Annotated in this window: 20 protein-coding genes; 4 read left to right on the forward strand and 16 right to left on the reverse strand. The window is 61.1% G+C overall.

Annotated elements, in window-relative coordinates:
* Positions 1 to 11 precede the first annotated feature (11 nt).
* From ACG97_RS07855 to ACG97_RS07880, 6 genes are all read right to left on the reverse strand, one after another.
* Positions 12 to 260 carry a succinate dehydrogenase assembly factor 2 gene (locus ACG97_RS07855; protein WP_047966804.1) on the reverse strand — a complete coding sequence of 83 codons (249 nt, stop codon included), beginning with the start codon at positions 258 to 260 and terminating at the stop codon, positions 12 to 14.
* On the reverse strand, positions 257 to 961 hold the full coding sequence (locus ACG97_RS07860; RefSeq protein WP_047966805.1) for a succinate dehydrogenase iron-sulfur subunit: 705 nt from the start codon (positions 959 to 961) through the stop codon (positions 257 to 259). The genes ACG97_RS07855 and ACG97_RS07860 overlap by 4 nt, the downstream gene beginning before the upstream one ends.
* 19 nt (positions 962 to 980) lie before the next feature.
* Positions 981 to 2,747 carry a succinate dehydrogenase flavoprotein subunit gene (gene sdhA, locus ACG97_RS07865; RefSeq protein ID WP_047966806.1) on the reverse strand — a complete coding sequence of 589 codons (1,767 nt, stop codon included), beginning with the start codon at positions 2,745 to 2,747 and terminating at the stop codon, positions 981 to 983.
* Complete coding sequence (gene sdhD, locus ACG97_RS07870) at positions 2,747 to 3,091, reverse strand: succinate dehydrogenase, hydrophobic membrane anchor protein (protein ID WP_047966807.1); 345 nt, start codon at positions 3,089 to 3,091, stop codon at positions 2,747 to 2,749. The genes sdhA and sdhD overlap by 1 nt, the downstream gene beginning before the upstream one ends.
* Positions 3,085 to 3,459 carry a succinate dehydrogenase, cytochrome b556 subunit gene (sdhC, locus tag ACG97_RS07875; protein WP_047966892.1) on the reverse strand — a complete coding sequence of 125 codons (375 nt, stop codon included), beginning with the start codon at positions 3,457 to 3,459 and terminating at the stop codon, positions 3,085 to 3,087. The genes sdhD and sdhC overlap by 7 nt, the downstream gene beginning before the upstream one ends.
* Before the next feature lie 221 nt (positions 3,460 to 3,680).
* Positions 3,681 to 4,412, reverse strand: a complete 732-nt coding sequence (locus ACG97_RS07880; protein WP_047966808.1) for a GntR family transcriptional regulator — start codon at positions 4,410 to 4,412, stop codon at positions 3,681 to 3,683.
* 194 nt (positions 4,413 to 4,606) lie between these two features.
* Here ACG97_RS07880 and ACG97_RS07885 point away from each other — a divergent pair, with 194 nt between their 5' ends.
* The 3 genes from ACG97_RS07885 to lysS all read left to right on the forward strand — a co-directional run bounded on the left by ACG97_RS07885 (position 4,607) and on the right by lysS (position 8,372).
* On the forward strand, positions 4,607 to 5,587 hold the full coding sequence (locus ACG97_RS07885) for a malate dehydrogenase (protein WP_047966809.1): 981 nt from the start codon (positions 4,607 to 4,609) through the stop codon (positions 5,585 to 5,587).
* A gap of 106 nt (positions 5,588 to 5,693) precedes the next feature.
* A protein-coding gene (prfB, locus tag ACG97_RS07890) for a peptide chain release factor 2 (RefSeq protein WP_120810658.1) occupies positions 5,694 to 6,798 on the forward strand; the annotation gives its coding sequence in 2 pieces (ribosomal slippage) (positions 5,694 to 5,774 and positions 5,776 to 6,798; 1,104 coding nt in all).
* 59 nt (positions 6,799 to 6,857) lie between these two features.
* Positions 6,858 to 8,372: a lysine--tRNA ligase gene (gene lysS / locus ACG97_RS07895; protein ID WP_047966810.1), complete on the forward strand. Its 1,515-nt coding sequence runs from the start codon at positions 6,858 to 6,860 to the stop codon at positions 8,370 to 8,372.
* A gap of 914 nt (positions 8,373 to 9,286) precedes the next feature.
* Here lysS and ACG97_RS17575 read toward each other — a convergent pair.
* From ACG97_RS17575 to ACG97_RS07935, 10 genes are all read right to left on the reverse strand, one after another.
* Positions 9,287 to 9,877, reverse strand: a complete 591-nt coding sequence (locus ACG97_RS17575) for a hypothetical protein (protein WP_156167994.1) — start codon at positions 9,875 to 9,877, stop codon at positions 9,287 to 9,289.
* 265 nt (positions 9,878 to 10,142) lie between these two features.
* On the reverse strand, positions 10,143 to 10,712 hold the full coding sequence (locus ACG97_RS17225) for a gluconate 2-dehydrogenase subunit 3 family protein (protein WP_082133692.1): 570 nt from the start codon (positions 10,710 to 10,712) through the stop codon (positions 10,143 to 10,145).
* 28 nt (positions 10,713 to 10,740) lie between these two features.
* A complete protein-coding gene (locus ACG97_RS17230; RefSeq protein ID WP_082133693.1) occupies positions 10,741 to 12,429 on the reverse strand; it encodes a GMC family oxidoreductase in 1,689 nt (562 codons plus the stop codon).
* A 599-nt stretch (positions 12,430 to 13,028) separates the two neighbouring features.
* Entirely contained in the window at positions 13,029 to 14,132 is a 1,104-nt protein-coding gene (locus ACG97_RS07905; protein WP_047966812.1) for an HD-GYP domain-containing protein, read from the reverse strand.
* Positions 14,129 to 17,218 (reverse strand): response regulator, encoded by a 3,090-nt coding sequence (locus ACG97_RS07910; protein ID WP_082133694.1) that lies wholly within the window; start codon positions 17,216 to 17,218, stop codon positions 14,129 to 14,131. Before ACG97_RS07910 ends, ACG97_RS07905 begins: the two co-directional genes overlap by 4 nt.
* Before the next feature lie 375 nt (positions 17,219 to 17,593).
* Positions 17,594 to 20,641, reverse strand: a complete 3,048-nt coding sequence (locus ACG97_RS07915; protein ID WP_047966813.1) for a transglycosylase domain-containing protein — start codon at positions 20,639 to 20,641, stop codon at positions 17,594 to 17,596.
* Positions 20,642 to 20,962: 321 nt separating this feature from the next.
* A complete protein-coding gene (locus tag ACG97_RS07920; RefSeq protein ID WP_047966814.1) occupies positions 20,963 to 21,634 on the reverse strand; it encodes a TIGR01621 family pseudouridine synthase in 672 nt (223 codons plus the stop codon).
* Between the two features lie 27 nt (positions 21,635 to 21,661).
* Positions 21,662 to 23,053: an exonuclease domain-containing protein gene (locus ACG97_RS07925; RefSeq protein ID WP_047966815.1), complete on the reverse strand. Its 1,392-nt coding sequence runs from the start codon at positions 23,051 to 23,053 to the stop codon at positions 21,662 to 21,664.
* Positions 23,054 to 23,128: 75 nt separating this feature from the next.
* Positions 23,129 to 23,722, reverse strand: coding sequence for a 3'-5' exonuclease (locus ACG97_RS07930; RefSeq protein ID WP_053068108.1), 594 nt, complete (start codon positions 23,720 to 23,722; stop codon positions 23,129 to 23,131).
* A gap of 36 nt (positions 23,723 to 23,758) precedes the next feature.
* Complete coding sequence (locus tag ACG97_RS07935; RefSeq protein ID WP_047966817.1) at positions 23,759 to 24,400, reverse strand: RluA family pseudouridine synthase; 642 nt, start codon at positions 24,398 to 24,400, stop codon at positions 23,759 to 23,761.
* A 118-nt stretch (positions 24,401 to 24,518) separates the two neighbouring features.
* Here ACG97_RS07935 and ACG97_RS07940 point away from each other — a divergent pair, with 118 nt between their 5' ends.
* Complete coding sequence (locus ACG97_RS07940) at positions 24,519 to 25,229, forward strand: alanyl-tRNA editing protein (RefSeq protein WP_047966818.1); 711 nt, start codon at positions 24,519 to 24,521, stop codon at positions 25,227 to 25,229.
* Positions 25,230 to 25,232 lie beyond the last annotated feature (3 nt).

Consider the following 25,232-nt stretch of genomic DNA (forward strand, 5'->3'; position numbering starts at 1 on the left):
TGCTGCGGGCCTCAGGCTGCCCGCAAGATCCCGATGATGTGCGCCAGCTCGGGATCGTCCACTTCCGCCTTGCCGTTCACGTAGTCCAGAAAGTCGTTATCGCCCAGATCCAGGCATTTCTGATACGCAAACAGCTCGGCCGTGGTGAGCTGCTCGAAACCGTTGGCGAGGAAACGCTCCAGCACCAGGTCGAGTTCGAGCAGGCCACGGCGCGAGCGCCAGCGGATCCGTTTCAGTTCGATCGGATCAAAATCGGTCATACCGCACGCTTGACCATCAGGTCTTTGATCTTGCCGATGGCCTTGGTCGGGTTCAGACCCTTAGGACATACGTCAACACAGTTCATGATGGTGTGGCAGCGGAACAGACGGTACGGGTCTTCCAGGTTGTCCAGACGCTCGTTGGTCGCCAGATCGCGGGTATCGGCAATGAAGCGATACGCCGCCAGCAGGCCGGCCGGGCCGACGAACTTGTCCGGGTTCCACCAGAACGACGGGCAGGACGTGGAACAGCAAGCGCACAGGATGCACTCGTACAGGCCATCCAGCTCTTCGCGGTCTTCCGGCGACTGCAGACGCTCGCGCTCAGGTGGTGGCGTGTCGTTGATCACGTACGGCTTGATCGAGTGGTACTGTTTGAAGAACTGGGTCATGTCCACGATCAGGTCGCGGATGACCGGCAGGCCCGGCAGCGGACGCAGCTCGATCGGCTGTTTCAGATCGGCGACGTTGGTCACGCAGGCCAGACCGTTCTTGCCGTTGATGTTCATCGCGTCAGAACCGCAGATGCCCTCGCGGCAGGAGCGGCGGAACGACAGGGTGTCGTCCATCGCCTTGAGCTTGACGATCACGTCCAGCAGTTTCACGTCGGTCGGCGACAGCTCGACCTCGTAATCCTGCATGTACGGCTTGGCGTCCTTGTCCGGATCATAGCGATAGATGGAAAAACGTGCTGTTTTCATATAAGTCTCCGGCCGGCGCTTAGAAGGTACGCACTTTCGGTGCGATGTACTCAACCGACAGCGGCTTGGTGTGTACCGGCTTGTAGGTCAGACGACGATCTTCACCGTAGTACAGGGTGTGCTTCATCCAGACTTCGTCGTCGCGCTCCTGGTAGTCGGCGTGGGCGTGGGCGCCACGGGACTCTTTGCGCGCATCGGCCGAGATCAGGGTCGCCACGGCCACTTCGATCAGGTTTTCCAGTTCCAGCGCTTCCACGCGGGCAGTGTTGAACACCTTGGACTTGTCCTTGATCTGGGTGCGCTTCACGCGCTCGGCCACTTCCTGGATTTCCTTCACGCCCAGCGCCAGGTTTTCCGAGTTGCGGAACACGGCGGCACGCGCCTGTACCGTACGCTGCATTGCGGCGCGCACGTCGGCGACTTCTTCGCCACCGGTCTGGTTGTCCAGACGCGCGATACGATCCAGCGAGATCTGGCCGGCGTTGGCTGGCAACGGTTTCCAGGTCGGCATTTCGTTCTTGATGAATTCGACCATGCTGTCACCGGCCGACTTGCCGAACACCACCAGGTCGAGCAGCGAGTTGGTACCCAGACGGTTGGCACCGTGCACCGAGGCGCACGCGCATTCGCCGGCAGCGTAGAAGCCGTTGACGCGGGCTTCCGGATTGTCGCCTTTCGGGATCACCACTTCGCCACGGTAGTTGGTCGGAATACCGCCCATCATGTAGTGGCAGGTAGGGATCACCGGGATCGGTTCCTTGATCGGGTCGACACCGGCAAACTTGATGGCGATCTCGCGAATGCCAGGCAGACGCTGCTTGATGATGTCCGGACCGAGGTGGTCCAGTTTCAGCAACACGTGATCCTTGTTCGGACCGCAACCACGACCTTCCAGCACTTCCTGTTCCATCGAGCGGGCCACGAAGTCACGCGGGGCTAGGTCTTTCAGGTTAGGCGCGTAGCGTTCCATGAAGCGTTCGCCGTTGGCGTTGAGCAGAATACCGCCCTCGCCGCGCACGCCTTCGGTAATCAGCACGCCGGCACCGGCCACGCCGGTCGGGTGGAACTGCCAGAACTCCATGTCTTCCAGCGGGATGCCGGCACGCACGCTCATGCCCAGGCCGTCACCGGTGTTGATGAAGGCGTTGGTGGAGGCGGCGTAGATACGGCCGGCACCACCGGTGGCGAACAGCACGCCCTTGGCGTGGAAGTTGTAAACCTCGCCGGTTTCCATTTCCAGTGCGGTCACGCCAACCACGTCACCGTCTTCGTCACGGATCAGGTCCAGCGCCATCCACTCGATGAAGAACTGGGTGTTGGCGCGCACGTTACGCTGGTACAGGGTGTGCAGCATGGCGTGACCGGTACGGTCGGCCGCGGCACAGGCACGCTGCACTGGCGCTTCGCCTTCATTCTGGGTGTGGCCGCCGAACGGGCGCTGGTAGATCTTGCCGTTTTCCAGACGGTCGAACGGCATACCGAAGTGCTCAAGCTCGATCACGGCTTCAGGCGCCTTGCGGCACATGAATTCGATGGCGTCCTGGTCACCCAGCCAGTCCGAACCCTTCACGGTATCGAACATGTGCCATTCCCAGCGGTCTTCCTGCACGTTGCCCAGCGAGGCGGAGATACCACCTTGTGCGGCAACGGTGTGCGAACGGGTCGGGAATACTTTGGACAGTACGGCAGTTTTCAGGCCGGACTCGGACAGTTGCAAGGCAGCACGCAGACCTGCGCCACCGCCGCCAACAATTACTGCATCAAATCGACGAACGGGAATGGTCATTACAGCCCCCATACAACCTTAAGCGAATAAATAAAACAGGACACCAGCCAAACCGCAGTCAGGGTGTGCATGGTCAAACGCACGCCAACGGGTTTGATGTAGTCCATCCAGAGATCGCGAATGCCTACCCATGCATGCAGGAACAGCGCAATCAAGGTGGTCTGGGTCAGCACTTTTACCCAGGTCTGGCCGAACAGCAGCTTCCAGCCTTCATAGCCGGAAGGCATGGCCAGCAGGAACAGGATCAGTGCGGCGGTATACACCAGCATGATCACGGCCGTGGCGCGCTGGACGATCCAGTCTTTCAGGCCGTAGTGAGCACCGACAACTTGACGGTTTACCATAGGATGCCTCCGATGATGGCGGTCAGGCTCAGGCTAACGGCCAGAACCATTTTCGCGGTAGCGCGGGCAGTTTGCAGCTCAAGTCCCTTGTGGATATCCAGCAGCAGGAAACGGATGCCGGCGGCAGCGTGGTGCAGGAAGCCCCACAGCAAGCCGATCAGGATCAATTTCACCAGGGGATGGGCGACAACAGCGCGGTAGCTGTCAAAGGCGTCGGCGGAACTGAGCGAACCGCTGAGAAGGTAAATCAGGAGTGGCAGGGAGAAAAACAGTGCCACACCGCTGATCCGGTGCAGGATCGAGACAATACCCGGCACGGGCAGTCTGATCTTGCTCAGATCTAAGTGCTTTGGTCGTTGCTTCTGCATATAGCTTCCTTGGATGTGCATGAACCAAGTGGTTTTTTACGTTAGCGGCGGCCCGAAAACTGCCGTCGCCGTTAGGAGCCAGGGGCCACCCCTGATCCATCAAGATCATGCTGCACGATGCTGCACGTGCAACATAATCTGAAGATTCTACCAAATCTGCGCGTCGCTGCCGACCGGGCTATCCGAAATGCGACACAGAGAACCGCGTTTGCGACACATCGTCATGCCGGCAAATGCTGCAGCGTCAACGCCAGCCGGTCGGTCAGACACAAGCGCTGCCGCCACTCCACCGCCGCGCCGTTAACATCCACCGCCAGCCGCAGGTGCGACAGCACCGGCGTGCCGGACAGCGTCGCCAGCAACTGCGCCTCGTCGCGCTCCAGCACCACCGCCCGCCACTGTTCGGTGGCTACCCGCAAGCGGACGCCGAAATGCTGCTGCAGCACCGCCCACACCCCGGGCAACTGGCGCAGCCAGCGCGAATCCAGCGCCGGAAAACGCTCGGCCGACAACAGCACCTCGTCCAGCGCCACCGCCTGACCGCGCAGCCGCCACAACAGGCGGATGCGGAACAGCGGCGCCGCGCGGCGCAAACCCAGCGCCGCCGACACATCATCCGGCGCATTGCCGCGCGCGATACCGAGAAACTCGCGCTGCAGACGGTCCGGACTCTCCGACAACAGCCCCGGCGAGATCATCGACATCCCGGCCCAGTCATCGGCGCCGGGCGCCACAAAGGTGCCCTTGCCCTGCTGCCGGTACAGCACCCCGTCGGCCACCAATTCGGTCAGCGCCTTGCGTACCGTGCCCTGGCTGACGGACAGCTGTTCGGCAAGCTCCCACTCGCTGGGCAGCGACTCCGCCACCTGCCACTCCCCATCGCACAGACGCTCCAGAATCTGCTGTCTTGCCTGTCTATACAAAGGGATACGATTGAGACTCTTGCTGTTCATGGACTTTTTAACACCAAACGCGATCAAGGTAAACACTAGTCTTATATAAGACATAAGACAAAAAGTCACGTCCTGATTGCACAGAGCGGTGCAAGGGCAGCACAAAGGCGGTGCAGCATGCTAAACTCGCTGAAACTGTTGCAAAGCAGCATCCAAAGAGCAGTCATTCCAAAGTTCTAAAGGAGAGTACATCGATGAAAGCCCCCGTTCGCGTCGCCGTCACTGGTGCAGCCGGTCAGATTGGTTACAGCCTGTTGTTCCGCATTGCCAGTGGTGAAATGCTGGGCAAGGACCAGCCTGTCATCCTGCAACTGCTGGACCTGCCACAAGCCCAGACCGCCGTTAAAGGCGTGATGATGGAACTGGAAGACTGCGCGTTCCCGCTGCTGGCCGGCATGGTTGCGACCGACGACCCGGAAGTGGCTTTCAAGGATGTACAGGTTGCCCTGCTGGTTGGCGCCCGTCCGCGCAGCAAAGGCATGGAACGCAAGGACCTGCTGACCGCCAACGCCGAAATCTTCACCGTGCAGGGCGCCGCCCTGAACAAGGTGGCTGACCGCAATGTAAAAGTGCTGGTAGTCGGCAACCCGGCCAACACCAACGCCTACATCGCGATGAAGTCGGCGCCGGACCTGAATCCGAAAAACTTCACCGCCATGTTGCGTCTGGACCACAACCGCGCGCTGTCGCAAATCGCCGCCAAGACCGGCAAACCGGTTGCCGCCATCGAGAAGCTGGCCGTGTGGGGTAACCACTCGCCAACAATGTACGCCGACTACCGCTTCGCCACCATCGATGGCCAGTCGGTCAAAGACATGATCAACGACCACGAATGGAACCGCGACGTGTTCCTGCCGACCGTGGGCAAGCGTGGCGCCGCCATCATCGAAGCACGTGGCCTGTCCTCGGCCGCTTCGGCCGCCAACGCCGCCATCGACCACATCCGCGACTGGGTACTGGGCACCAACGGCAAGTGGGTGACCATGGGTATCCCGTCCGACGGTTCCTACGGCATCCCGAAAGACGTGATGTTCGGTTTCCCTGTGACTTGCGAAAACGGCGAGTACAAGATGGTCGAAGGCCTGGAAATCGATCAGTTCAGCCGTGACTGCATCAACGTCACCCTGAACGAACTGGAAGAAGAACGCGCCGGCGTTGCCCACCTGCTGGGTTGATGACTGAGCGTTCCGGCAAAAGCGCACCGCAAGGTGCGCTTTTTGTCTTTACCGAATTACCGAATCACAACGCAATCCCGCTCTTTTTGGAGGTCGAAACACCATGATTGAAGCCGAAGTACTCAATCAAATTCAGGCACAGATCGACGATCTGGCTACCCGCAACACTGATATCCGGGGGTATCTTTGACTACGACGGTAAAAAAGACCGTCTGGAAGAAGTTTCCCGCCTGACCGAAGATCCCGATATCTGGAACGACCCCAAAAAGGCACAAGAACTGGGCCGTGAGCGCAAGCAGCTGGAAGACGTGGTACTGGTGATCGAAGGCATCGCCGCCACCCTCGCCGATTGCGCCGAACTGTTTGAAATGGGCCGCGCCGAAGGCGACGACGACACCATCCTGGCGGTGAAGGCAGATCTGGACGAGGTCGAGGCCAAGCTGGCCAAGCTCGAATTCCGCCGCATGTTCCATGACCCGATGGACCCGAACCACTGCTTCCTGGACATCCAGGCCGGCGCCGGCGGCACCGAGGCCCAGGACTGGGCCGGCATGCTGCTGCGCATGTACGTGCGCTACGCCGAACGCAAGGGTTTCAAGGTCGACATCCTGGAAGAATCGGAAGGCGAAGTGGCCGGCATCTCCAGTGCCACCATCAAGATCGAGGGCGAGTACGCCTACGGCCTGTTGCGCACCGAAGTCGGCGTCCACCGCTTGGTACGGGTGTCGCCGTTCGACTCCAACGCCCGCCGCCACACCTCGTTCTGCTCGGTGTTCGTGTATCCGGAAGTGGACGACAGCTTCGAGATCACCATCAACCCGGCCGACGTGCGTACCGACACCTACCGCGCCTCCGGTGCCGGCGGCCAGCACATCAACAAGACCGATTCGGCAGTGCGCCTGACGCACATCCCGACCAATATCGTGGTGCAGTGCCAGAACGACCGCTCGCAGCACCGCAACCGCGACGAAGCGTGGCAGATGCTGCGCGCCAAGCTGTACGAGCGCGAACTGAAAATGCGCAACGAAGCCAAGCAGTCGCTGGAAGACAGCAAGACGGACGTGGGCTGGGGCCACCAGATCCGCTCCTACGTATTCGACCAGTCGCGCATCAAGGACCTGCGTACCAGCTATGAAGTTGGCAACATCAAGGGCGTGATGGACGGCGACCTGGACGGCTTTATCGAAGCCAGCCTGAAACAGGGCGTTTAAACGATACCCGAGGTTGGCCGCACGCGATGCGGCCAACCTTTTACATTGATGGAGATACCATGTCGGAACACGAATCCAGCCAGCCGCAGCACGACGAAAACCACATCATGGCCGAGCGCCGTGACAAACTGAAAGCCCTGCGCGAAGCCGGCGTTGCCTTCCCCAACGACTTCAAACGCGAAGACTTCAGCGGCGATCTGCACACCCGCTACAACGACAACAGCAAGGAAGAGCTGGAGCCGCTGAACGTGCAGGTCGCCGTCGCCGGCCGCATGATGCTCAAGCGCGTGATGGGCAAGGCCAGCTTCGCCACCATCCAGGACGTGACCGGCCAGATCCAGTTGTACATCAACGACCAGGGCGTCGGTCCGGAAGTCCATGCCGCGTTCAAGCACTGGGACATGGGTGACATCATTGCCGCGTGCGGCACCCTGTTCAAGACCAACAAGGGCGAGCTGTCAGTCAACGTGACCGAGCTGCGCCTGCTGACCAAGTCGCTGCGTCCGCTGCCGGACAAGTTCCACGGCATGACCGACCAGGAACAGAAATACCGCCAGCGCTACGTCGACCTGATCACCAGCGAACACAGCCGCAACACCTTCATCAAGCGCTCCAAGATCGTGCAGACCATCCGCGAAGTGATGGTCGCCCAGCACTATCTGGAAGTGGAAACCCCGATGATGCACCCGATCCCGGGTGGTGCCACCGCCAAGCCATTCGTCACCCACCACAACGCGCTGGACATGTCGCTGTACCTGCGCGTGGCCCCGGAGCTGTACCTGAAGCGCCTGGTGGTCGGCGGTCTGGAGCGCGTGTTCGAGATCAACCGCAACTTCCGCAACGAGGGGATGAGCACGCGCCACAACCCCGAGTTCACCATGATCGAATTCTACGAGGCCTACAGCGACTACCAGCGCATGATGCAGATGACCGAGCACATCATCCGCCAGTGCGCCATCGCCGCCACCGGCCACACCACCGTGACCTACCACGGCAAGGAAGTGGACCTCGGCAAGCCGTTCGACCGCTTCACCATCGTCGGCGCCATCAAGCACTACAACCCGCAGTACACCGACGCGCAGCTGTTCGATGCCGACTGGGTGGCCGCGGAGATCCAGCGTCTGGGCGGCAAACTGCCACCGGCACCTGGGCTGGGCAGCCTGCAGCTGACGCTGTTCGAAGAGTGTGCGGAAAGCCTGCTGTGGAACCCGACCTTCATCGTCGACTACCCGGTAGAAGTGTCGCCACTGGCACGCGGCTCCGATGCCGACCAGTCGATCACCGAGCGTTTCGAGCTGTTCATCGTTGGCCGCGAACACGCCAACGGCTACTCCGAGCTGAACGATCCGGAAGACCAGGCCGCGCGCTTCCTGTCGCAGGTCGAGCAGAAGGATGCCGGCGACGACGAGGCGATGCACTACGACGCCGACTACATCCGCGCCATGGAATACGGCCTGCCACCGACCGGCGGCTGCGGCATCGGCATCGACCGTCTGGTGATGCTGCTTACCGATTCGCCTTCTATCCGCGACGTCATCCTTTTCCCGCAGATGCGACTGGAAGGCCAGGCCTGAGCAACAGCTTCGCTGATGTAGGTTTGCAGAGTTGATGCAAATTTTCAGCATATAGCTGAAAAATTAAGTAGTCAGAAGAGAAAGGTCCAGTCAGAGATGGCTGGGCCTTTTTGTTTTTGCCCACCTTTCAGCTGGGTTGTTATTCGGTTCACAGTCTATCGATTCCAACCGCTGAAGTGGTAAACAGTAAGATATTTATATCATTTCCAAGGTTGGAAATGATTTCAGTGATTTATTTATATTACAGTACCAGCCCACAATAATGATTGGCCTGTATCTGAGATAATTTAATTGGAAATATCGTATCGAACAGACTAGAATATCCGTCCCGAAATCGGCAAAACAGAGCTACCATATAATTTGGTAGCTAGAGTTCAAAGAAGGGAGTGTGCAGCACACGGATTCGAGAAAGTATTTTGACACTACCCCAGATGCAAACAAGAAAGGGCGGGTGTTCCAGCACCCGCCCCTACTTGAACCTTTAGGAATACGAGCGAAACTCGATACATAAAGGGCTTCCACAAGCCAAGTATCGTTCTCTCGTTCCTCAAGGTCAAGTCCCCGTTTGTCTTTTTTAAGCTAACTCGTTGTGCCGAGAGGGGCTTCTGCGCCTTCTCGGCCGCGAGTCGGGAGATATCATGACCTTTCAAGTACATGCTACAGGCTGTTGGCAGGGCCGGCAGAGGGACGCACATACGCCTGCTCGGCAAGTAGTTACTCCATCCGGAACTATCATTCGTGGGCGCTTCCCATCCGTCACCGCAAGACGAATGGTTTCATTCGAACATTTGCTGGAGCGTGATGCACTATATCTGTTCGACTTTGCTCCACAAGTCGTTTGAATCGCCCCCGCTTTCCTAGATACCTCGTGAGCCTCGTAGGGCAGGATTGCCTACAGGAGCCGGGGCAGTCCACTAGAAATCGTCGCCAGAAACCTTTATGTGAAGAAGCCAGCCATCCTCAATTGTCATCTCAAAAAATTTTCCGTTCCACTGCACGGACAAGGCGTTTAACGTGAAATTCGCCCCGCCGATTTGAACGGCAAATTTCATGTTCTTGCTTAGTCTGGCAGGAAGCACTTGGTTTGCTACGGGATTAAGTATTGATGCGAATGGCGCAGGGCTATAATTCCCAATTATTTCTCGCAGCCTGAGCTCGTAATTTTCTTTCCCTACTTTGGCGACTTTTACCTTTATGGCTGTATCCTTTGGGAGGACATCTTGGGTTTGGTAATATCGAACATTGCTGGCTCCACCTACTTCCCAAGCGATTTGAATACTGTCAGAGAGAGTGAACACTTCGCAGCCTTCTGTCGTGTAATATGGCCCATCGGTGCACCCATCTCCAGCAAAAAAGAACTGCTCACGTACACCATCTACACATGGGCCAAGGTAGCATTCATCACCTATATCCTTGGCTTCGAGTTGAATGCCTCCTGGCACCTCGATCGGTTTTCCACACTTCATCTCTTGCCCAGGAAATAACTCTTGCTTGGTTTTCGCCATTGCACGCCCCTCCTTCAATGATGGAAAAATATACAATTATGCTAGTGCTAAGCTTTTTTTAGTCCAATCTTCTGCATTTGTCCAGATGGGGAAGCTAGTCCTGATCCGTATCCGCTGACTATGTCGTTTGTGTCGTTGTCAGGCCATTGTCTACGATATATTCCAACATGCCCCTTGGCCTTCTGTTGAGCAGGGATATCGAGGCACACGGCTGAGCTACATGCCGAACCAGATGGATTTACTACCATTCATTAAGCTAAATACCTCACGACAGGCCTAGGCGCTTTAATTCCTCTTCAAGGATATTATGCACTTCACTGGATATGCCAGGATAGCTCTGCATAGGGGTATTTCCTACATATCCAATAGCTTTCAAGCCAATATCTGACGTAAAATAGCCTCCGATAACCAGATAGCGAAATCGTTTGAAAAACAACCTTCCTGGTGTCCCTGATCCAGCTTCTGTGTCGCTAGCAATTCCCCACACAATCGTTTGCTTTTGATCCTCAGTCAGATCCACAAAGCCCTTGTTGAATTTTTGCCGTGATTGAGATTCAACTAGCTTCAGACCAGATAGAATCAATTTGTTGTCATTCTGTTGCTGCGGATACGGGGAACTAACCCATTCATCAAGAAAGTCTACTATCCCCATCTTGCTGGGTGCAGGAAATTCATTCTTGGCTGGAAGAATCGTATCGCTGAGTGCTGCAGCAAGCTTACGTTGTTCTTCGGAGAGAGTGTGTGACCAAGGCGTAGAAGGAGAGACAAGGTTAGGATCTGTGCCATAGCCAACTGTTAATGTAGATATGATGGGGATAGCTATTTCTTTGGGCATATTTATCCATCCAGCCGTTCATCGCTGATCATAGTTCACCTTGCCGTTCTAATTCCACAATGCGGGCAGCTCCGCGTGAGGCTATTGCAAGAATTGTTAAGGTTGGATTCTTATCAGGACTACTGACAAAGGTACTCCCATCGAGCACAAAAAGGTTGTGAATATCCCAGCATTGACCATATTCATCAACGACTGAGTCCTTTGATGAAGCCCCCATGCGGGCTCCGCCGACCTCGTGAATCGCTCCCCCTCCTTTCGGCATCTCAGGAGGAGTCTGATCTACGCTGCCACCAAGGCGCCGAAAGATCTCGTTGAATGTAGATTTCATGTGTGCGACTTGGCGATGTTCATAGTCGCTCCATTTCCAATGGAATTTCAGGATAGGGATCCCCCATCTATCTGTCTTGTCTAAATCAATTTCACAATATGTATTGTCATTTGGGACCATCTCTCCTTCACCACTAAGATAAACATAGCTTCCATAAGCACGACGAATCTCATCGTGAAGTGCATTACCGAAAATAGGACTCTCTGCAGGTATATAGCTGCCAACTCCCATTGTTGGCATACGTCGGCCACCTCGTGGTTCAATGTGGTAGCCACGCGGAAAGTCTAACTTTCCTGATGCTTGCTCCTTGTAGAGCCACCAGGGAACATAAATGTGGGGAGTTGAAATACCGTCGTCGTTCTGTGGAGGAATTTTTTCAAGAGATGGAATCCTGGACGACATTGTGAATTCGACAGTGTCCATAATGTACTTCCCGACCAATCCACTAGAATTACCCGCCCCCTTGGGAAAGTTGCTACTCGTTGAATTTAGAAGAATACGGACAGATGAGAATGCTCCTGCGGCGAGCACGATCACTCGCCCTTGTACCGAGCTATGTCCGCCGGTTTGGCGGTCAATGAAACTTACTCCTGTTGCACGCCCGACCGTATCAACATCTACACGATGAACTATTGCATCACAGCGGATAGTAAGTTTGCCCGTGGCTAGGGCAGGAGGAATTAAGACGGTCGTACTTTGGAAATTCGCGCGAATTGAGCATCCCCGAGTGCAGGGCGTAGCATAGAAGCAGGCCGGACGACCATTGATGGATTGAGTAAGTACAGCTGCTCGAATTGCCGCCACCCTCATCCCAAGACTCTCAAATGCACGCGACAGAAATATTTCATGTGCTCGTGGAGGGGGAGGGGGAAGGCAAATCCCTGGGGGGGAATCCGGGGTATTTTCTATGCCATGAGCGAGTCCCGTAACTCCGATGAAGCGTTCCACTTTGTCATACCAAGGAGCAAGATCATCATAACCAATTGGCCAGTCGAACCCCAAGCCATCCCTACTCTTAGGTTTGAAGTCATATGGGCCAAATCGCAGAGCGACACGGCCCCAATGATTAGTGCGCCCGCCTAGCATTCGTGGTCTCCACCAGCGGAATTCCTCAGAGCCGTCCGCTATTGTGTATGGTTCACCTTGAACCTCCCATCCCCCATTGACCGTTGCGTCATAAAAGCCTGCAGGCTTATCCGGCGTAGCACTTCCTCGTAAGGGCGCATGCTCTTGAGTATTGAACATGGGGGTTTCTGTCGCAGGATCGTAGTCACGTCCGGCTTCTAACATTAAGACGTTCAACCCTGCGAGAGTAAGGTCATATGCGGCCATTCCACCAGCTGCTCCTGAGCCAACGATAATGACATCAAAATGGGCAGAATTGACCATCAGCTTGCCTCTTAAATCGTATTTGCAAACACTTGACAGAAATGCTCAAAGAGGCAGCTCAGAGTTGAGTTCTTTGGCCACTACGTCACATGTAATAAGAGTAGTATATGATTAATAATTTGCAAATATCGTATATTGTAGATGATTGATTACTACCCTCGAGCACCACTGTATTGGCATTCTGACCACGTGAAGGGGCAAGTCACACAGCGAGGCGAGGCTGCCAGGCTTGTGTTTGCGGGGTGGGCTTGAGAAGCTGCAGCGAGGATAGAGGATAAAGGACGGTGTGACATGGCAAGTTGCTCCTAGCCCAGGACAGTCCTGTTCAAGCCATTGATTTTGCTTGTCTTGCTACTTTTTTCACAAAGAGAGCAAATTTTGTAGGAATTTTTCATGTAGTTTGCACATGAACAGGCTTGCCGAATGTGTACAGCAGTGAAAAAATCCTTGGAAATCAAGGGCCGCGTTTTTCACGAACTGTGCAAACCTACAGCTGAGTGTGTGAAGAAACTCAGCAGCACCTGAAAAACCAGACCGTGATCAGACCAAAGCCCCGGCAGCGATGCCGGGGCTTTTTGCATTTAACTGTCGTTCATCCCTTATTCGTCGGCGTAGCGCCGGGCGATGGCGCGGAACTCCTCGGCAATCGCGTCGAAGGCATCCACCATGTCGGGGTCGAAGTGCTGGCCGCGCCCGGCGCGGATTATCTCCACCGCCTGCTCGTGCGGAAACGGCGGTTTGTACACCCGGCGCGAGATCAGCGCGTCGTAAACATCGGCGACCGCCATTAGCCGCGCCGATACCGGGATGGCATCACCGGCCAAGCCTTCCGGATAGCCGCTGCCATCCCACTTTTCCTGGTGATAGTTGGCGATCTCGCGCGCCAGCCGCAGAAAGCTGCTGGGCGCGTCCAGCAGCCTCTCCGCCGTGGCGATGGCATCACGCCCCAGCGTGGTGTGCGTCTTCATGATTTCGAATTCTTCCGGCGTCAGCTTGCCCGGCTTGAGCAGGATGGCATCCGGAATGCCCACCTTGCCGATGTCGTGCAGCGGCGCCGACTTGTACAGCATGTCGATGGTGTCGTCGTCCAGCACGGCGCCAAAACGCGGGAGAGACTGCAGCTGCAGCGCCAGCGCCCGCACGTAGTTCTGCGTGCGGCGGATGTGGTTGCCGGTTTCGTGGTCGCGGGTTTCGGCCAGCGACGCCAATGCCATGATGGTGACATCCTGGATCACCTGTACTTCCCGGGTGCGGATGTCCACCTCGCGCCGCAGGAACGCCGCCTGGTCCTCCAAAAAATCCGCCGCCGCCTTCAGCTGCATGTGGGTATTCACCCGCGCCAGCACGATGGGCGGCGAGATCGGCTTGACGATGTAGTCGACCGCGCCGGCATTGAAACCGGCCTGTTCGTCGTCGTGCTCGCTCATCGCGGTCAGGAAGATCACCGGAATCCTGGCGGTGCGCGCGCTGCTCTTGAGCTGGCGGCACACGGCAAAGCCGCCGATGCCCGGCATCATCACGTCCAGCAGCACCAGATCCGGCAGCAGCTCGCCCTCCAGCAGCTGCAGTGCGCGCTCGCCGCTATTGGCCACCAGCACGCGGTAGCGGTCTTTCAGCAGGCCGTACAACAGGGTCAGGTTTTCCGGCGTGTCGTCGACAACCAACACCGTCTGCCGCGCTTGCCGCAGTGGAGAGTCGATCATGGCGCGTCCTCCTGCCAGCAAATGCCGGCCTCCGTTGCGGCCTGCTCCAGCCACTCGCGCGCGGCGGGAAAGTCGAACTGCCGCATCGCCTTGTCGAAAGCGGCATAACTGGCAGCAGGCAACACGGCACGCAGGCTATCGGAATGTTCCAGAAAAACGCCCAGCGCATCGCCGTCGCTGGCTGCCAGCAGGGCGGCCAGTTCACGCAGCTGCAGCGCCGTATTGTCCGGGCGCAGCTCGCCGGCATGCTCCTCCTGCGCCAGCGCGTCTTTCAGCAACGACAGCACCCGCTGCATTTGTTGGTCGAAGTCCGCCAGCAGCGGCTGATAGGCCTCGCGCTCGACGATGGCCCGCTGCAGGCTGGCCGCCACCACCTGCAGGCGCAGGAAGCCCAGGGTACCGGCCAGCCCCTTGAGACTGTGCACCACCCGCACCGCCGTCTCGTAGTCGGCGGCGGCCAGCGCGGAGGCGATCCGCCTGGCCGCGTCGCCCTCTTCCGCCACGAATTGGCGCAGCAGGTGCAGGTACAGGCTGCGGTTGCCGGCCACGCTGGCCAGGCCGGCACTCTGGCTGAGCAGTGCCGCAGGAATAGCAGCGGCGGTAGCCGATACAGCGGGCGGGGTCGCCTCGGCAGCGGCCGGCCCCGACGATAGCCAGCGCAGCAGTGTTTCGAACATCAGGTACGGGTCTACCGGTTTGAGGATGCGATCGACCATCCCGGCCGCCATACAATTATCGTATTCGGTCGCCTGCACATCCGCGGTCAGCGCGATGATGGGCAACTCCAGCAGGCGCGGGTCACCACGGATCAGCCGCGTGGCCTCGATACCGTCCAGCACCGGCATCTGTACGTCCATCAGCACCAGCTGGTAGTGATCCGCCGCCTGCTCTGCCAGGCGGATCACCGCATCGCGGCCATTGTCCACCACCTCGACCATGGCGCCAGCCGCCTGCAACAGCTCCACCGTCAGCTGCTGGTTGATCTTGTTGTCCTCGGCCAGCAGCACGCGCACCCCGTCCAGGCATGGCAAGGCCAGCATCTGGCGTGCGGTATCGCTCTCGCGCTGCACGCCGAACAGGCCCAGCATCACGTCCAGCAGCGACGACTGGCTCACCGGCTTGACCAGGAAGGCCTCCACGCCGGCCGTCTCCGCCGCGGCGCGCACGTCGTCACGGCCGAAAGCGGTGACCATGATGATCCTGGCGCCATTCAGCGCCCGGATACGGCGGGCGGTCTCGACACCGTCCATCACCGGCATCATCCAGTCCACGAACACGATGTCAAAAGGATGGTCCATGCTGGCCTGGCGATAGATATCCAGCGCCTCGCGCCCGGAAGCGCAGGTGCTGACGGCAAAACCCAGTCCGCGCAACTGCTCGGACAGGATGTCGCGCGCCGAGGCATTGTCGTCAATGACCAGCACGCGCAGCCCGCTTGCCAGATCGGACAAGGACTTGCCACGGGTATCGACCGCACTGGACACCCCCAGCCAGGCACTGAACAGGAAACTGCTGCCACAGCCGGGCGCCGACTCCACCTGGATCGCACCGCCCATCAGCTCCACCAGCCGCTTGGCAATCGCCAAGCCCAGCCCGGTGCCGCCAAACCGGCGCGTGGTGGAGCCATCGGCCTGACTAAAGGCCCGGAACAGTCGCGCCTGCTGCGCCTCATCCATGCCGATGCCGCTATCGGTCACACCGATGCGCAGCTTTACCTTGTCGCCCACCTGCTCCAGCAACTGGATGCTCACGGTCACCTGCCCCTGTTCGGTGAACTTGATGGCATTGCCCACCAGATTGGTCAGCACCTGCCCCAGGCGCAGCGGATCGCCCACCAGGTTCTGCGGCACGGCCGGGCTGCATTCGAACAGCAGCTCCAGCCCCTTGTCCGCCGCCTTCTGCCCGACCAGCGACGACACATTTTCCAGCACCTCGTCCAGCCGGAAACTCACCGTCTCCAGTTCGATGCGGTCAGCCTCCACCTTGGAGAAGTCCAGAATGTCGTTGATGATGCCCAGCAGCGAGGTGCCGGCATTGTGGATCTTGCTGACATAGTCGCGCTGGCGCTGGCTCAGCTCGGTTTTCAGCGCGAGGTAGGACATGCCGATGATGGCGTTCATCGGCGTGCGGATCTCGTGGCTCATGTTCGCCAGGAACATGGACTTGGCGCTGGTGGCTTGCTCGGCCTCGTGTTTGGCCGCGCGCAGTGCGGCGGCGCTCTGCGCCAGCCGGGTGTACAGCAGGCCGTTTTCCAGCAGCAGCACGATCAGCACAAAGCTGGCCGCCAGCAACCCGTAGATGCGGCCAGCGTAGAAGCCGAGGTCGAAACGGCCGCCATTCAGCACCGCGGACAAGGCGATATCGCACAACCAGGCGAACATCACCACGCTCAGCCACAAGTCCAGCGTCGTACGCAGCCGGTCGCGCAGCAGCAGCACAAACGCCAGCAGACTGAGCCCCCACACGCTGAACACCACCCCGCGCATGACTGGCGTGTAGCGGTTGCCCTGCATGATGGGCGGCAGATAGGCATGTCCCAGCGTGACCACCAGCAACAAGGCCAGCGTGGCCAGTGCGGCCAACATGCAGCACAGCAGGATGGCGTAGCCAGGGTGCCAGCGTGGTGGCAGTTCCAGCTTTCGCCGCGCCAGCATGGTGTAGACCATCACCAGCAGCGGAAAGCCGCCATGCCAGAACATGTACAGCCAGGCCGTGGTCTGCGGCCCGGCACCCAGTAGCCCACCGGGGGAGAACAGGCCGGGAAAGCTCAGCGCATGCACCACCGCCATAAAGGCGGTGAACAGGTAGCCGGTGGCCAGCGTCAGCAGGGCCAGCGAGCGCAGGATATAGAACTGGCCGAACAGCAGGATCGCGGTAATCAGGTCGTTCAGTACCAGCGCCGACTGATAGGCCGGGATGAACGCCCATACCTTGGCCTGCGGTTGCTTGGCAAACGGCACCAGCGCAGCGAACAGCAGCGCGGAGATGACGATCACCGCCAGCATCAGCCGCTGCTGTTTCTGCGAGGGGGCAGAGGTGGACAGAAAGGCGAACCCTTCGTACTGCAATGAGGCTGATTGCGGCATGGTTCGGGCAACTCGCTATGGATCACATCAGAACGCGGGAGACACCCTTTTCTATGTAGCACAACTGGCGAAATAGTCATTCGACATTTATTGATACTGTCGCACTTTCAGGCAGCACATGACAAATAGCACGTTGGCCGCAAGCCACAGTCAGGAGATTGAGCACCGCACAGTAAAGCGTTGAGCCGGCAGGCGAGCCGACTCGATGCAACATCGCCAACACACACCAGGCAGGCAGCGGTGCTGTGGTGCGCCGCGCGGGCATCACCCTCGGCAGTCGAGAGCAGTCCGTCACGACGGAAAATGACGGACACCGGGCTGCGCCGCCATGCCGCCAGCGCGCCCGGGCAAGGCTGTCCGGCAGGCGCCGGTGGGCTAGCCCGGTTTCAGCTCGAGACGCTGGCGCAGGGTCGGTGCCAGTATCTTCAGCACCTGTACCGGCAGGGCGCTGGTGAAGCGGTAATCGCCCGCCTGCGGCCCCGCCACATAGGCAATCAGCGTGCCGAAGTAGCGGTCGCCGATATAGAACGCGAAGGCACCGGCGCGGCTGACCACCCGCTCAGAGAGCAGCGCCCCGCCTCTGGCAAACACCTTGAAACGGTGATCGCCGGTGCCGGTCTTGCCACCGACCGGGATGCGGGTACCGTCTGCCAGGTCGAAGGCGCCGGCCACACGGCGCGCGGTGCCCAGCTCCACCACCTCGGCCAGCGCCCGGCGCACCACCTGTGCCACCTCGGCCGGCAACACGCGCTCGCCTTTGGCCGGCGTCTGGGTCAGGCTGGTTTCGTACGGGGTGCCGGCGGCAAAGTGCAGCTTGTCGAGGTAGACCGTCGGCAGGCGCACGCCGTCATTGGACAGGATACCCATCAGTTCCGCCAGCGACGCCGGGCGGTCGGCGGAGGCACCCAGCGCGGTGGCGTAGGATGGCACCAGCGCGTCAAACGGATAGCCCAGCCGTTTCCAGCCCTTGTGGATCTGCTTGAAGGCGTCGATTTCCTTGATGGCCCTGATCCGCGACGCCTGCCCTGCCCGGTTCTTGCTGTTGAGCAGCCACTGGTAAACCTCTTGCCGCTGCTGGGTGCTGGCGCGGACCAGCTCGCTCCAGTCGGCGTCCGGATGCTGGTGCAGGTAAGCCACCAGCCACAGTTCGAGCGGGTGCACGCCGGCCAGATAGCCGCGGTCGTTCAGGTTGAAGCGTTGCGGGCCGAGCTCGTCGTACAGCCTGGCCAGCGTCTTGGCGTCCGGCTGCTGCCGCACGTCGAGGTGCCGGGCCAGGAACGCGGTGAACGCATCCAGCCCGGCCTCGGGGCGGATACTGCGGAAAATGACCGCCAGTTTCTTAGGGCTTTGCCGAGCCCGCGCCACCAGCAGGGCGTCGATTTCCTCCGCGCTCTTGTGGCGGTACTTGTTGTAGAAACCGGCAAGGAAGGTGCGCCCTTCGCGATCGGCAAAACGCTGCAGGTATTCGCGGCGCGTGGTGTCGTCGTCCTCGTCCGCGGTTTCGCCGCTGGCCGCCGCCGGCTGCATGTAGTAACGCGCGATGTCGCGCATCAGCCGGATGTAGACCAGATTGACGGAGCGGCGGGTGGCTTCGCGCACGGTGAGTGTCTTGCTGTCGTCATTTTCGTCGAAGTTGTTGAAGGTGTGCAGCCCGCCGGCGGTGAAGAAGCTCTCGCCGGGGCTGGCGGAATAGGTGCGCTCCAGCGCCGCCTCCAGCATGGCGGTCAGGCTGCTGTCCGTCGCCTGCACCAGATAGTCGATCGCCCAGCGGCGCAGCACGGATTCGCTGGCACTGGGCCTGATGGCGGCCAGCTGCTCGCTGCCCAGCGCCGCGTATTGCTGGTGCAGTTCGTGGACCACCATCAGGTAGCTGACCAGCGTGCGCAGCTTGGCGGTGGAGCCGAGATCCAGCTTGGCGCCTTCATTGATGTCGAACGGCTGCGCGAAGTTGTCGGCCTGCACCCGCACCTTGTTGCCGGTGGGCGTGCGCTCGATCAGGGTGAAGCTGTAGGTCACCCCCTGCGGCGAGCCCTGTTGCAGCAGGTACTCGTTGTTAAGGTTGGCCGCACGCGCGTACTCCGGATCGCGCAGCCTGAGCAGCTCGGCGGTGACCTGCTGCTGCAGCGTCAGGTCCAGCGTGCTGCTGGCGGCCAGATCCAGCCGGTCCAGATCGTACATGCGCCGCACACCCAGCAAGCCGGCCAGCTTGATGCGCACCGCATTGACGCCCTTCTGCGCGACCACCGCCACCACCGGCAGCCGCACCCGTTCGCGCTGCTGCCGCAGCGACACCCGCAACGCCGCGTCACGCAGCGCCGGGGGAATCAGCTTGTCCCTTGCCATCATGCGCAGGTAGGCGTCGGTCATCGCCTCCAGCACCTTCATGTCGCCGTTCAGGAAAATGGAGGGGCTGCGCTGTGCGATCATCAGGCTCAGCGCTTCCTTGAATACCACCGCACGCTCCGCCACCGGCACGCTGGCGCCGGTCAGCGCTCGGTTGACCTGCGCAAAATCGCGCCCGTACCACGCCCACATGCCGTCACCGATGCCGGACACTTCGCCGAAACCGGCGCGCGCCGCCAGCGGCACCGTGTTCAGGTATTTGACCACCAGCCGGCGGCGGGCGGCGGTGGTGTCCTCGCCATCAAGATAGGCGCGCACCGAGGCCGACAGCATCTGGCGCAGTTTTTCCTGATCCGAGCTGGTGCGCCCGGCCGGCGAATGGCGGTATTTCTCGATCTGGGTGGCCAGCGTGCTGGCGCCGGCGGCGCGGTAGCCGGAATCAAACAGGTGCAACGCCTTGTCGACCAGCGCCTTGCTGAAGCGCGACCAGTCCACCGCCGGATTGCGCTGCGGGCTGTCCTTCTCCAGTAGCGTCCGGTTCTCGATATACAGCAGGCCGCCGACCAGCAAGGACGGCAAGGCGTTGAAATCCGCGTACACGCGCTGCGGCGTGCGCGACTGATAGATGGTCTGGCCGTAGCCGTCCGTCAGGGTGAGGCCGGTCTGGTCCTTCTCGTGATACGGCAGGAACAGGCCCAGCGGCAGAAGCGGCGCCGTCACGCCGTGATCGGCCAGCGCCAGCATGCCGTCGGACAGCTCGGCCTGGCTGGCGATGGCGTAGCCGCGTGCCTGCAACCGTTGCAGATAGCCGGGCATCGCGGTATAGCCCAGGCGTTGGTCGTAGGGGCCGCCGCTCGTCGGAAAGCGGATGGCCTGACTCGGCCCCGCCTTGACCTGAAAGCTGGCATCCCGCGCCGCATCGCTGAAAAAGCGCGCCTGCTGCCGCGAGTGCTGCAGCTCGTCCAGCAGCAGATACAGCAGTCCGCCAATCAGCAGCAGCAACAGGATGCCGACAGACCACAGCGCATAACGACAGCCGCGGCCGTTACCCTTTTTGAGTTGGATGTCTGAATTATCCATGGCGTCGCTTCACCAGCGAGAATGTCGAGCAGTATGTTTTATTCAAGCAATGCGACTGTGGCGGCCACCGCCGGCGCACTGCCGCTGGCGGGGCAAAACGGCGGCCCCTGTGTCCGGAGCTTAGCAGTACAGCGGCGCTGCTTGCCGATTAAATCGCCGCTTGCCCGCCATGGCGCCGTAATTAAAACGGCGTGCAAGGCGCTTTCCCTTAAAAGCATAGCTGTCGCCGCCACGCTCTGCCGTGTATCCAGTTGCCGTAGCGCTCATCCAGCCGGCGATGCCGCACTTTCCGGCTCGTCGCAGGCCAGTGCAGGAAAAAGGCTAGCGCTGCGGCCAGGGCAGTGTCCACGGCGGCTGTTGCTGCAGGTAGTCGGCCAGCGCCGGCAGCGCGAACTCGCTGCCCTGCGTCGGCGGGCAGACGAAACGCAGCGGCTCGCCATCCAGCGCCAGCGCCAGTGCATAGGCGTGCAGATAGGTGCGGTCGGCGGCGCTGCCGCCATACAGTGCGTCGCCGAGGATGGGCGCGCCCAGCGACTTCATCGCCACCCGCAGCTGGTGGGTCTTGCCGGTGCGCGGCCGCAGCAGGAACAGACGCCGCCCCGGCGCCAGCGAGTGACTGAAGAACTGCGTCACCGCCGGATTGAGCTGGCTCTGGCACAGCTTCCACGCGCCACCACGGCCCTTTTCCATGTCGCCGCGGATCAGGCCCTGTTTTTTCGCCGGTTTGGCATCGGACAGCGCCAGGTAGTATTTCTCCACCTCGCGCCCGGCAAAGGCGGCGCCAAGGTTGGCCGCAACCTGCTGGCTGCGCGCGATCAGCAGCAGGCCGGAGGTAACGCGGTCGAGGCGGTGCACCGGCCACAGCGCGTCATCGCCGAGACCGGCACGCAACGCGCTCATCAGCCCGGCCTCCTCGCCGTCGGCGTGGAAGCTGACGCCAGGATGCTTGGCGATCACGTAAAAACGCGGATCGGTGTGCAGCAGATCAAACATGGCTCTCGCTCGTGGCTGGTGCGCGCGTCACAGCACGCGCAATTCGGCATCGGGCAGCGGCTTGCGCAGAAAGGCCGCCAGCAGCTTGTAGGTATCGGCATCGAAGGTCGGCGTGCCCTGCGGCACGGCCGCTTCCTCGCTGCGCGAGCCGAGATAGCACCAGCGCTCGAACAGGTGTTCCTGCCACTGGCCGGACACCGGATCGGTCTCGCGCACCGCCACCGCGCCGGGATAGGGCCAGCTTTGCAGCTTCAGCCGCGCCAGCGCCTGCTGCAGGCGCTGGTTGTGGCTGGCCGCGTCCTCGCGCCCGATGCAGGCACCCTTGCAGCGGCCCAGCGCAAAGGCGGAGCAGGCGCCCTTGCGCGCGCCGCGCTTTTCCAGCGCCAGGCAGGTCTGGCACAGGCCGTTGCCGGCGCACAGTTCCGCCAGCGCCTTCCTGGCTTCCTTCTGGCTGCGGAACAGGCCGTATAGCGTATCCAGCCGCGAGAAGTCGACCTCGCTGGCCAGCACGATGCGCGGTGTCAGGAAGCCGCTGTCCAGCGGCGTCAGCTGCAGCGAGCACAGCTCCTGCGACAGGCGGCCGCGCAGGTTGTGCAGCGGCTGCAAGGCGCGGATCAGCTGCAATTCCTGCAGTTGCGCACCGAAGTCGCCGACCGTCTCCCGCCACTCGATGCGCTTGATCGGCTCTCCGATACGCACGTCCTTGTGCGGGCGTGGCTCGGCGCCGAAGTGCGCCAGCACGCGGCGGCGCAGGTTGTCGCTGCGGCCAACATACAGCGCCTGGCCGTCCTCGCCGTAGAAGGAATACACCCCCGGCACGTCTGGCAGCTGCTCCATCACCTCCGGGTCCAGCCCCGGCGGCGCGGCCGGTGCCGCCATCAGCAGCGCGGCCTGCGCCTCGACCTCGGCCTGGCCGTGCTCGGCGATCGCCTGCTGCAGGAACTGGTACAGCGCGTCGGCATCGGCCAGCGCGCGGTGGCGCTCAGCCTGCACGATGCCGTGGCGCGCGATGATGCTGTCCAGGCTGTGCTTGAAGTGCTGCGGATACAGCAGCCGCGACAGCTTGACGGTGCACAGCACCTCGCTGCGGAACGGCAGGTTGAGGCGCTTGAATTCGTTCTTCAGGAAACCATAGTCGAAGCGCACGTTGTGCGCGATCAGCAGCCGGCCGCGCAGCTTGTCCAGCAGTTGGGCGGCGATGTCGGCGAATGGCGGCGCATCGGCGACCATCGCGTCGCTGATGCCGGTGATCTGCTCGATGAAGGGCGGGATCGGCTGCCCGGGATTGACCAGCATGTCGAAGCGCTCGACGCGCTCGCCGTCAATCAGGATGACGCCGACCTCGGTCACCCGGTCGCGGCTGATGTGGCCGCCGGTGGTCTCCAGGTCGACAATGGCACAAGGCCGCTCAAACAGCATGCTTACCCCTGACTCCAGTTAATCGTTCCTTCACGCCGCCGCATGGCAATGGCGTTGCGGCCAACCTTGGCCGCATCACGCGCCCGGGCGCAGCGCCTGATAGATGCGCAGCGCCACCCAGGCGTCGTTGGCGGCGTACACCTGCTGCGCTTCGCTCAGCACCTTCGCCCCCCAGTTGGAGGTGGACAGTTTTTTCGACTTGCGGAAATACTGGCCGAACACCCGCGCCACCGCCTGCACCGCGCCGACGGTGATGGTCGGCGAATCGCTCTGGAACAGGCTGCCGACATCCAGCAGCGACTTGCACTCGATGCCGAAGCGGTCGCGCAGGTGGCGCTTGTCGGAGCGCAGGTCAAAGCCGACCACCAGCACCTCGCCGCTGGCCAAGAGCGCGCCCAGCGCCGCCAGCACCTCGGCATCGGACACCGGGAACAGGTAGGCGTGCTCGCTGGTGGCCAGCTGGATCAGGTGCGGGCCGGTGGCCTCTTCGCCCTTGCGGAAGGTTGGCCGCGACTCGGTATCGAAGCCGGCCACCCGCGCCGCGCGCAGCGCCGCGAGCGCCCCCGGCAAGGCGGCGCGATCCACCACCGTGATCTGCGCCGGCCCCAGCGCCGGGAACAGCGGCAGGGTCTTGATCTCGTCTCGGGACAACTGTCTGGTCTGGCTCATGCGCCTCATTTCCTCGGGTTTCGGTTTAGCGTCCGTTCAGAACGGTGCCGCCAGCTGCCACTGCAGCAACGCATCGCTATGTGGATGACGCAGCGCCAGCGACTGCGCGTGCAGCATCAGCCGCGGCGCGGCACGGCCGCCGTACAGCGCGTCGCCGACGATCGGACAGCCCAGCGCCAGCATGTGTATCCGCAGCTGGTGGGTACGGCCGGTCACCGGCGTCAGCAGCACGCGGCTGCCGTCGGCCTGCTGCTGCAACAGCCGGTACTCGGTCAGAGCCGGCTTGCCGGCGGCATCTACCTTCTGCCGCGGCCGCCGCAGCCAGTCGCTCATCAGCGGCAGCGCCACGCTACCGGCCTCGTCCGGCAGTTGGCCGTCCAGCAGCGCGACGTATTGTTTGCTCACCTCACGGCTGGCAAAGGCCTGGCCCAGCGCGCGCTGCACCGCCAGGCTGCGCGCCAGCACCATCAGCCCGGAGGTCGCCATGTCCAGGCGATGCACCACCAGCGCGTCCGGATACTGCTGCTGCACGCGGTGAATCAGGCAGTCCTGCATCGCCGGCAGCCGCCCCGGCACCGCCAGCAGCCCGGCCGGCTTGGCCACCACCAGCAGCGCCTCGTCGGCGTGCAGTACCGCGACCGCCTCTTGCGGCGGCGTGTAATCATCCAGCGTATGCATGCTTGATTGTGGCGACAACGTCATCATCTATTCTGTTCGCTGACCGCTTGCGGCCAACCTTTGCGCGTAACCATACCGGTCGTGCGCCACAAGGCACACGACACCATCAGGGGAAACCATGTCCGAACAATTCAATCTCGACGCCTACCAGCGCACGCTGGACACCCGAGTGCTGCAGCACGACGCCCACGGCCTGGTGCTGGCCGACACCCTGTGCTACCCGCTGGGCGGTGGCCAGCCCGGCGACCGCGCCACGCTGACGCTGGCCGACGGCCGCAGCCTGACCGTCCACGACACCCGCCGCGACAAGGAAAGCCGCCGCATCGTGCACCAGCTCGACGCCGATGCGCCGCTGCTGGCGCCAGGCACGCCGCTGACGCTGACGCTGGACTGGGAGCGCCGCTACCGCCACATGCGGGTGCACACCTGCCTGCACCTGCTGTCGGTGGTGATCAAGGCCGGCGTCACCGGCGGCAACCTCACCGCCGAGGGCGGCCGCCTCGACTTCGACCTGCCGGAAGGCATGCAGCTGGAGCCGCAGGCCATCGAACAGGCGCTCAACGAGCTGATCGCGCGCGATCTGCCGGTCGGCGTCAAGATGACCAGCGGCGCCGCGCTGCAGGCGCAACCCGAGCTGATCAAGACCATGTCGGTGACGCCGCCGCTGCACCTGCCGGAAATCCGCCTGATCGAGATCGACGGCGTCGACCTGCAACCCTGTGGCGGCACCCACGTCGCCCGCACCGGCGAAATCGGCCGCGTGCTGGTGAAGAAGATCGAGAGCAAGGGCGCTCGCAACAAGCGGGTGGTGATCACCCTCGCAGGCTAGGCG

The sequence above is a fragment of the Vogesella sp. EB genome (assembly GCF_001037925.1).
GTDB lineage: Bacteria > Pseudomonadota > Gammaproteobacteria > Burkholderiales > Chromobacteriaceae > Vogesella > Vogesella indigofera.

Bases quoted from the DNA above. Each gene is read 5' to 3' on its own strand.
- ACG97_RS07855 (WP_047966804.1), bottom strand. From the start codon at position 260: ATGACCGATTTTGATCCGATCGAACTGAAACGGATCCGCTGGCGCTCG.
- ACG97_RS07860 (WP_047966805.1), bottom strand. From the start codon at position 961: ATGAAAACAGCACGTTTTTCCATCTATCGCTATGATCCGGACAAGGAC.
- sdhA (WP_047966806.1), bottom strand. From the start codon at position 2,747: ATGACCATTCCCGTTCGTCGATTTGATGCAGTAATTGTTGGCGGCGGT.
- sdhD (WP_047966807.1), bottom strand. From the start codon at position 3,091: ATGGTAAACCGTCAAGTTGTCGGTGCTCACTACGGCCTGAAAGACTGG.
- sdhC (WP_047966892.1), bottom strand. From the start codon at position 3,459: ATGCAGAAGCAACGACCAAAGCACTTAGATCTGAGCAAGATCAGACTG.
- ACG97_RS07880 (WP_047966808.1), bottom strand. From the start codon at position 4,412: ATGAACAGCAAGAGTCTCAATCGTATCCCTTTGTATAGACAGGCAAGA.
- ACG97_RS07885 (WP_047966809.1), top strand. From the start codon at position 4,607: ATGAAAGCCCCCGTTCGCGTCGCCGTCACTGGTGCAGCCGGTCAGATT.
- lysS (WP_047966810.1), top strand. From the start codon at position 6,858: ATGTCGGAACACGAATCCAGCCAGCCGCAGCACGACGAAAACCACATC.
- ACG97_RS17575 (WP_156167994.1), bottom strand. From the start codon at position 9,877: ATGGCGAAAACCAAGCAAGAGTTATTTCCTGGGCAAGAGATGAAGTGT.
- ACG97_RS17225 (WP_082133692.1), bottom strand. From the start codon at position 10,712: ATGCCCAAAGAAATAGCTATCCCCATCATATCTACATTAACAGTTGGC.
- ACG97_RS17230 (WP_082133693.1), bottom strand. From the start codon at position 12,429: ATGGTCAATTCTGCCCATTTTGATGTCATTATCGTTGGCTCAGGAGCA.
- ACG97_RS07905 (WP_047966812.1), bottom strand. From the start codon at position 14,132: ATGATCGACTCTCCACTGCGGCAAGCGCGGCAGACGGTGTTGGTTGTC.
- ACG97_RS07910 (WP_082133694.1), bottom strand. From the start codon at position 17,218: ATGCCGCAATCAGCCTCATTGCAGTACGAAGGGTTCGCCTTTCTGTCC.
- ACG97_RS07915 (WP_047966813.1), bottom strand. From the start codon at position 20,641: ATGGATAATTCAGACATCCAACTCAAAAAGGGTAACGGCCGCGGCTGT.
- ACG97_RS07920 (WP_047966814.1), bottom strand. From the start codon at position 21,634: ATGTTTGATCTGCTGCACACCGATCCGCGTTTTTACGTGATCGCCAAG.
- ACG97_RS07925 (WP_047966815.1), bottom strand. From the start codon at position 23,053: ATGCTGTTTGAGCGGCCTTGTGCCATTGTCGACCTGGAGACCACCGGC.
- ACG97_RS07930 (WP_053068108.1), bottom strand. From the start codon at position 23,722: ATGAGCCAGACCAGACAGTTGTCCCGAGACGAGATCAAGACCCTGCCG.
- ACG97_RS07935 (WP_047966817.1), bottom strand. From the start codon at position 24,400: ATGCATACGCTGGATGATTACACGCCGCCGCAAGAGGCGGTCGCGGTA.
- ACG97_RS07940 (WP_047966818.1), top strand. From the start codon at position 24,519: ATGTCCGAACAATTCAATCTCGACGCCTACCAGCGCACGCTGGACACC.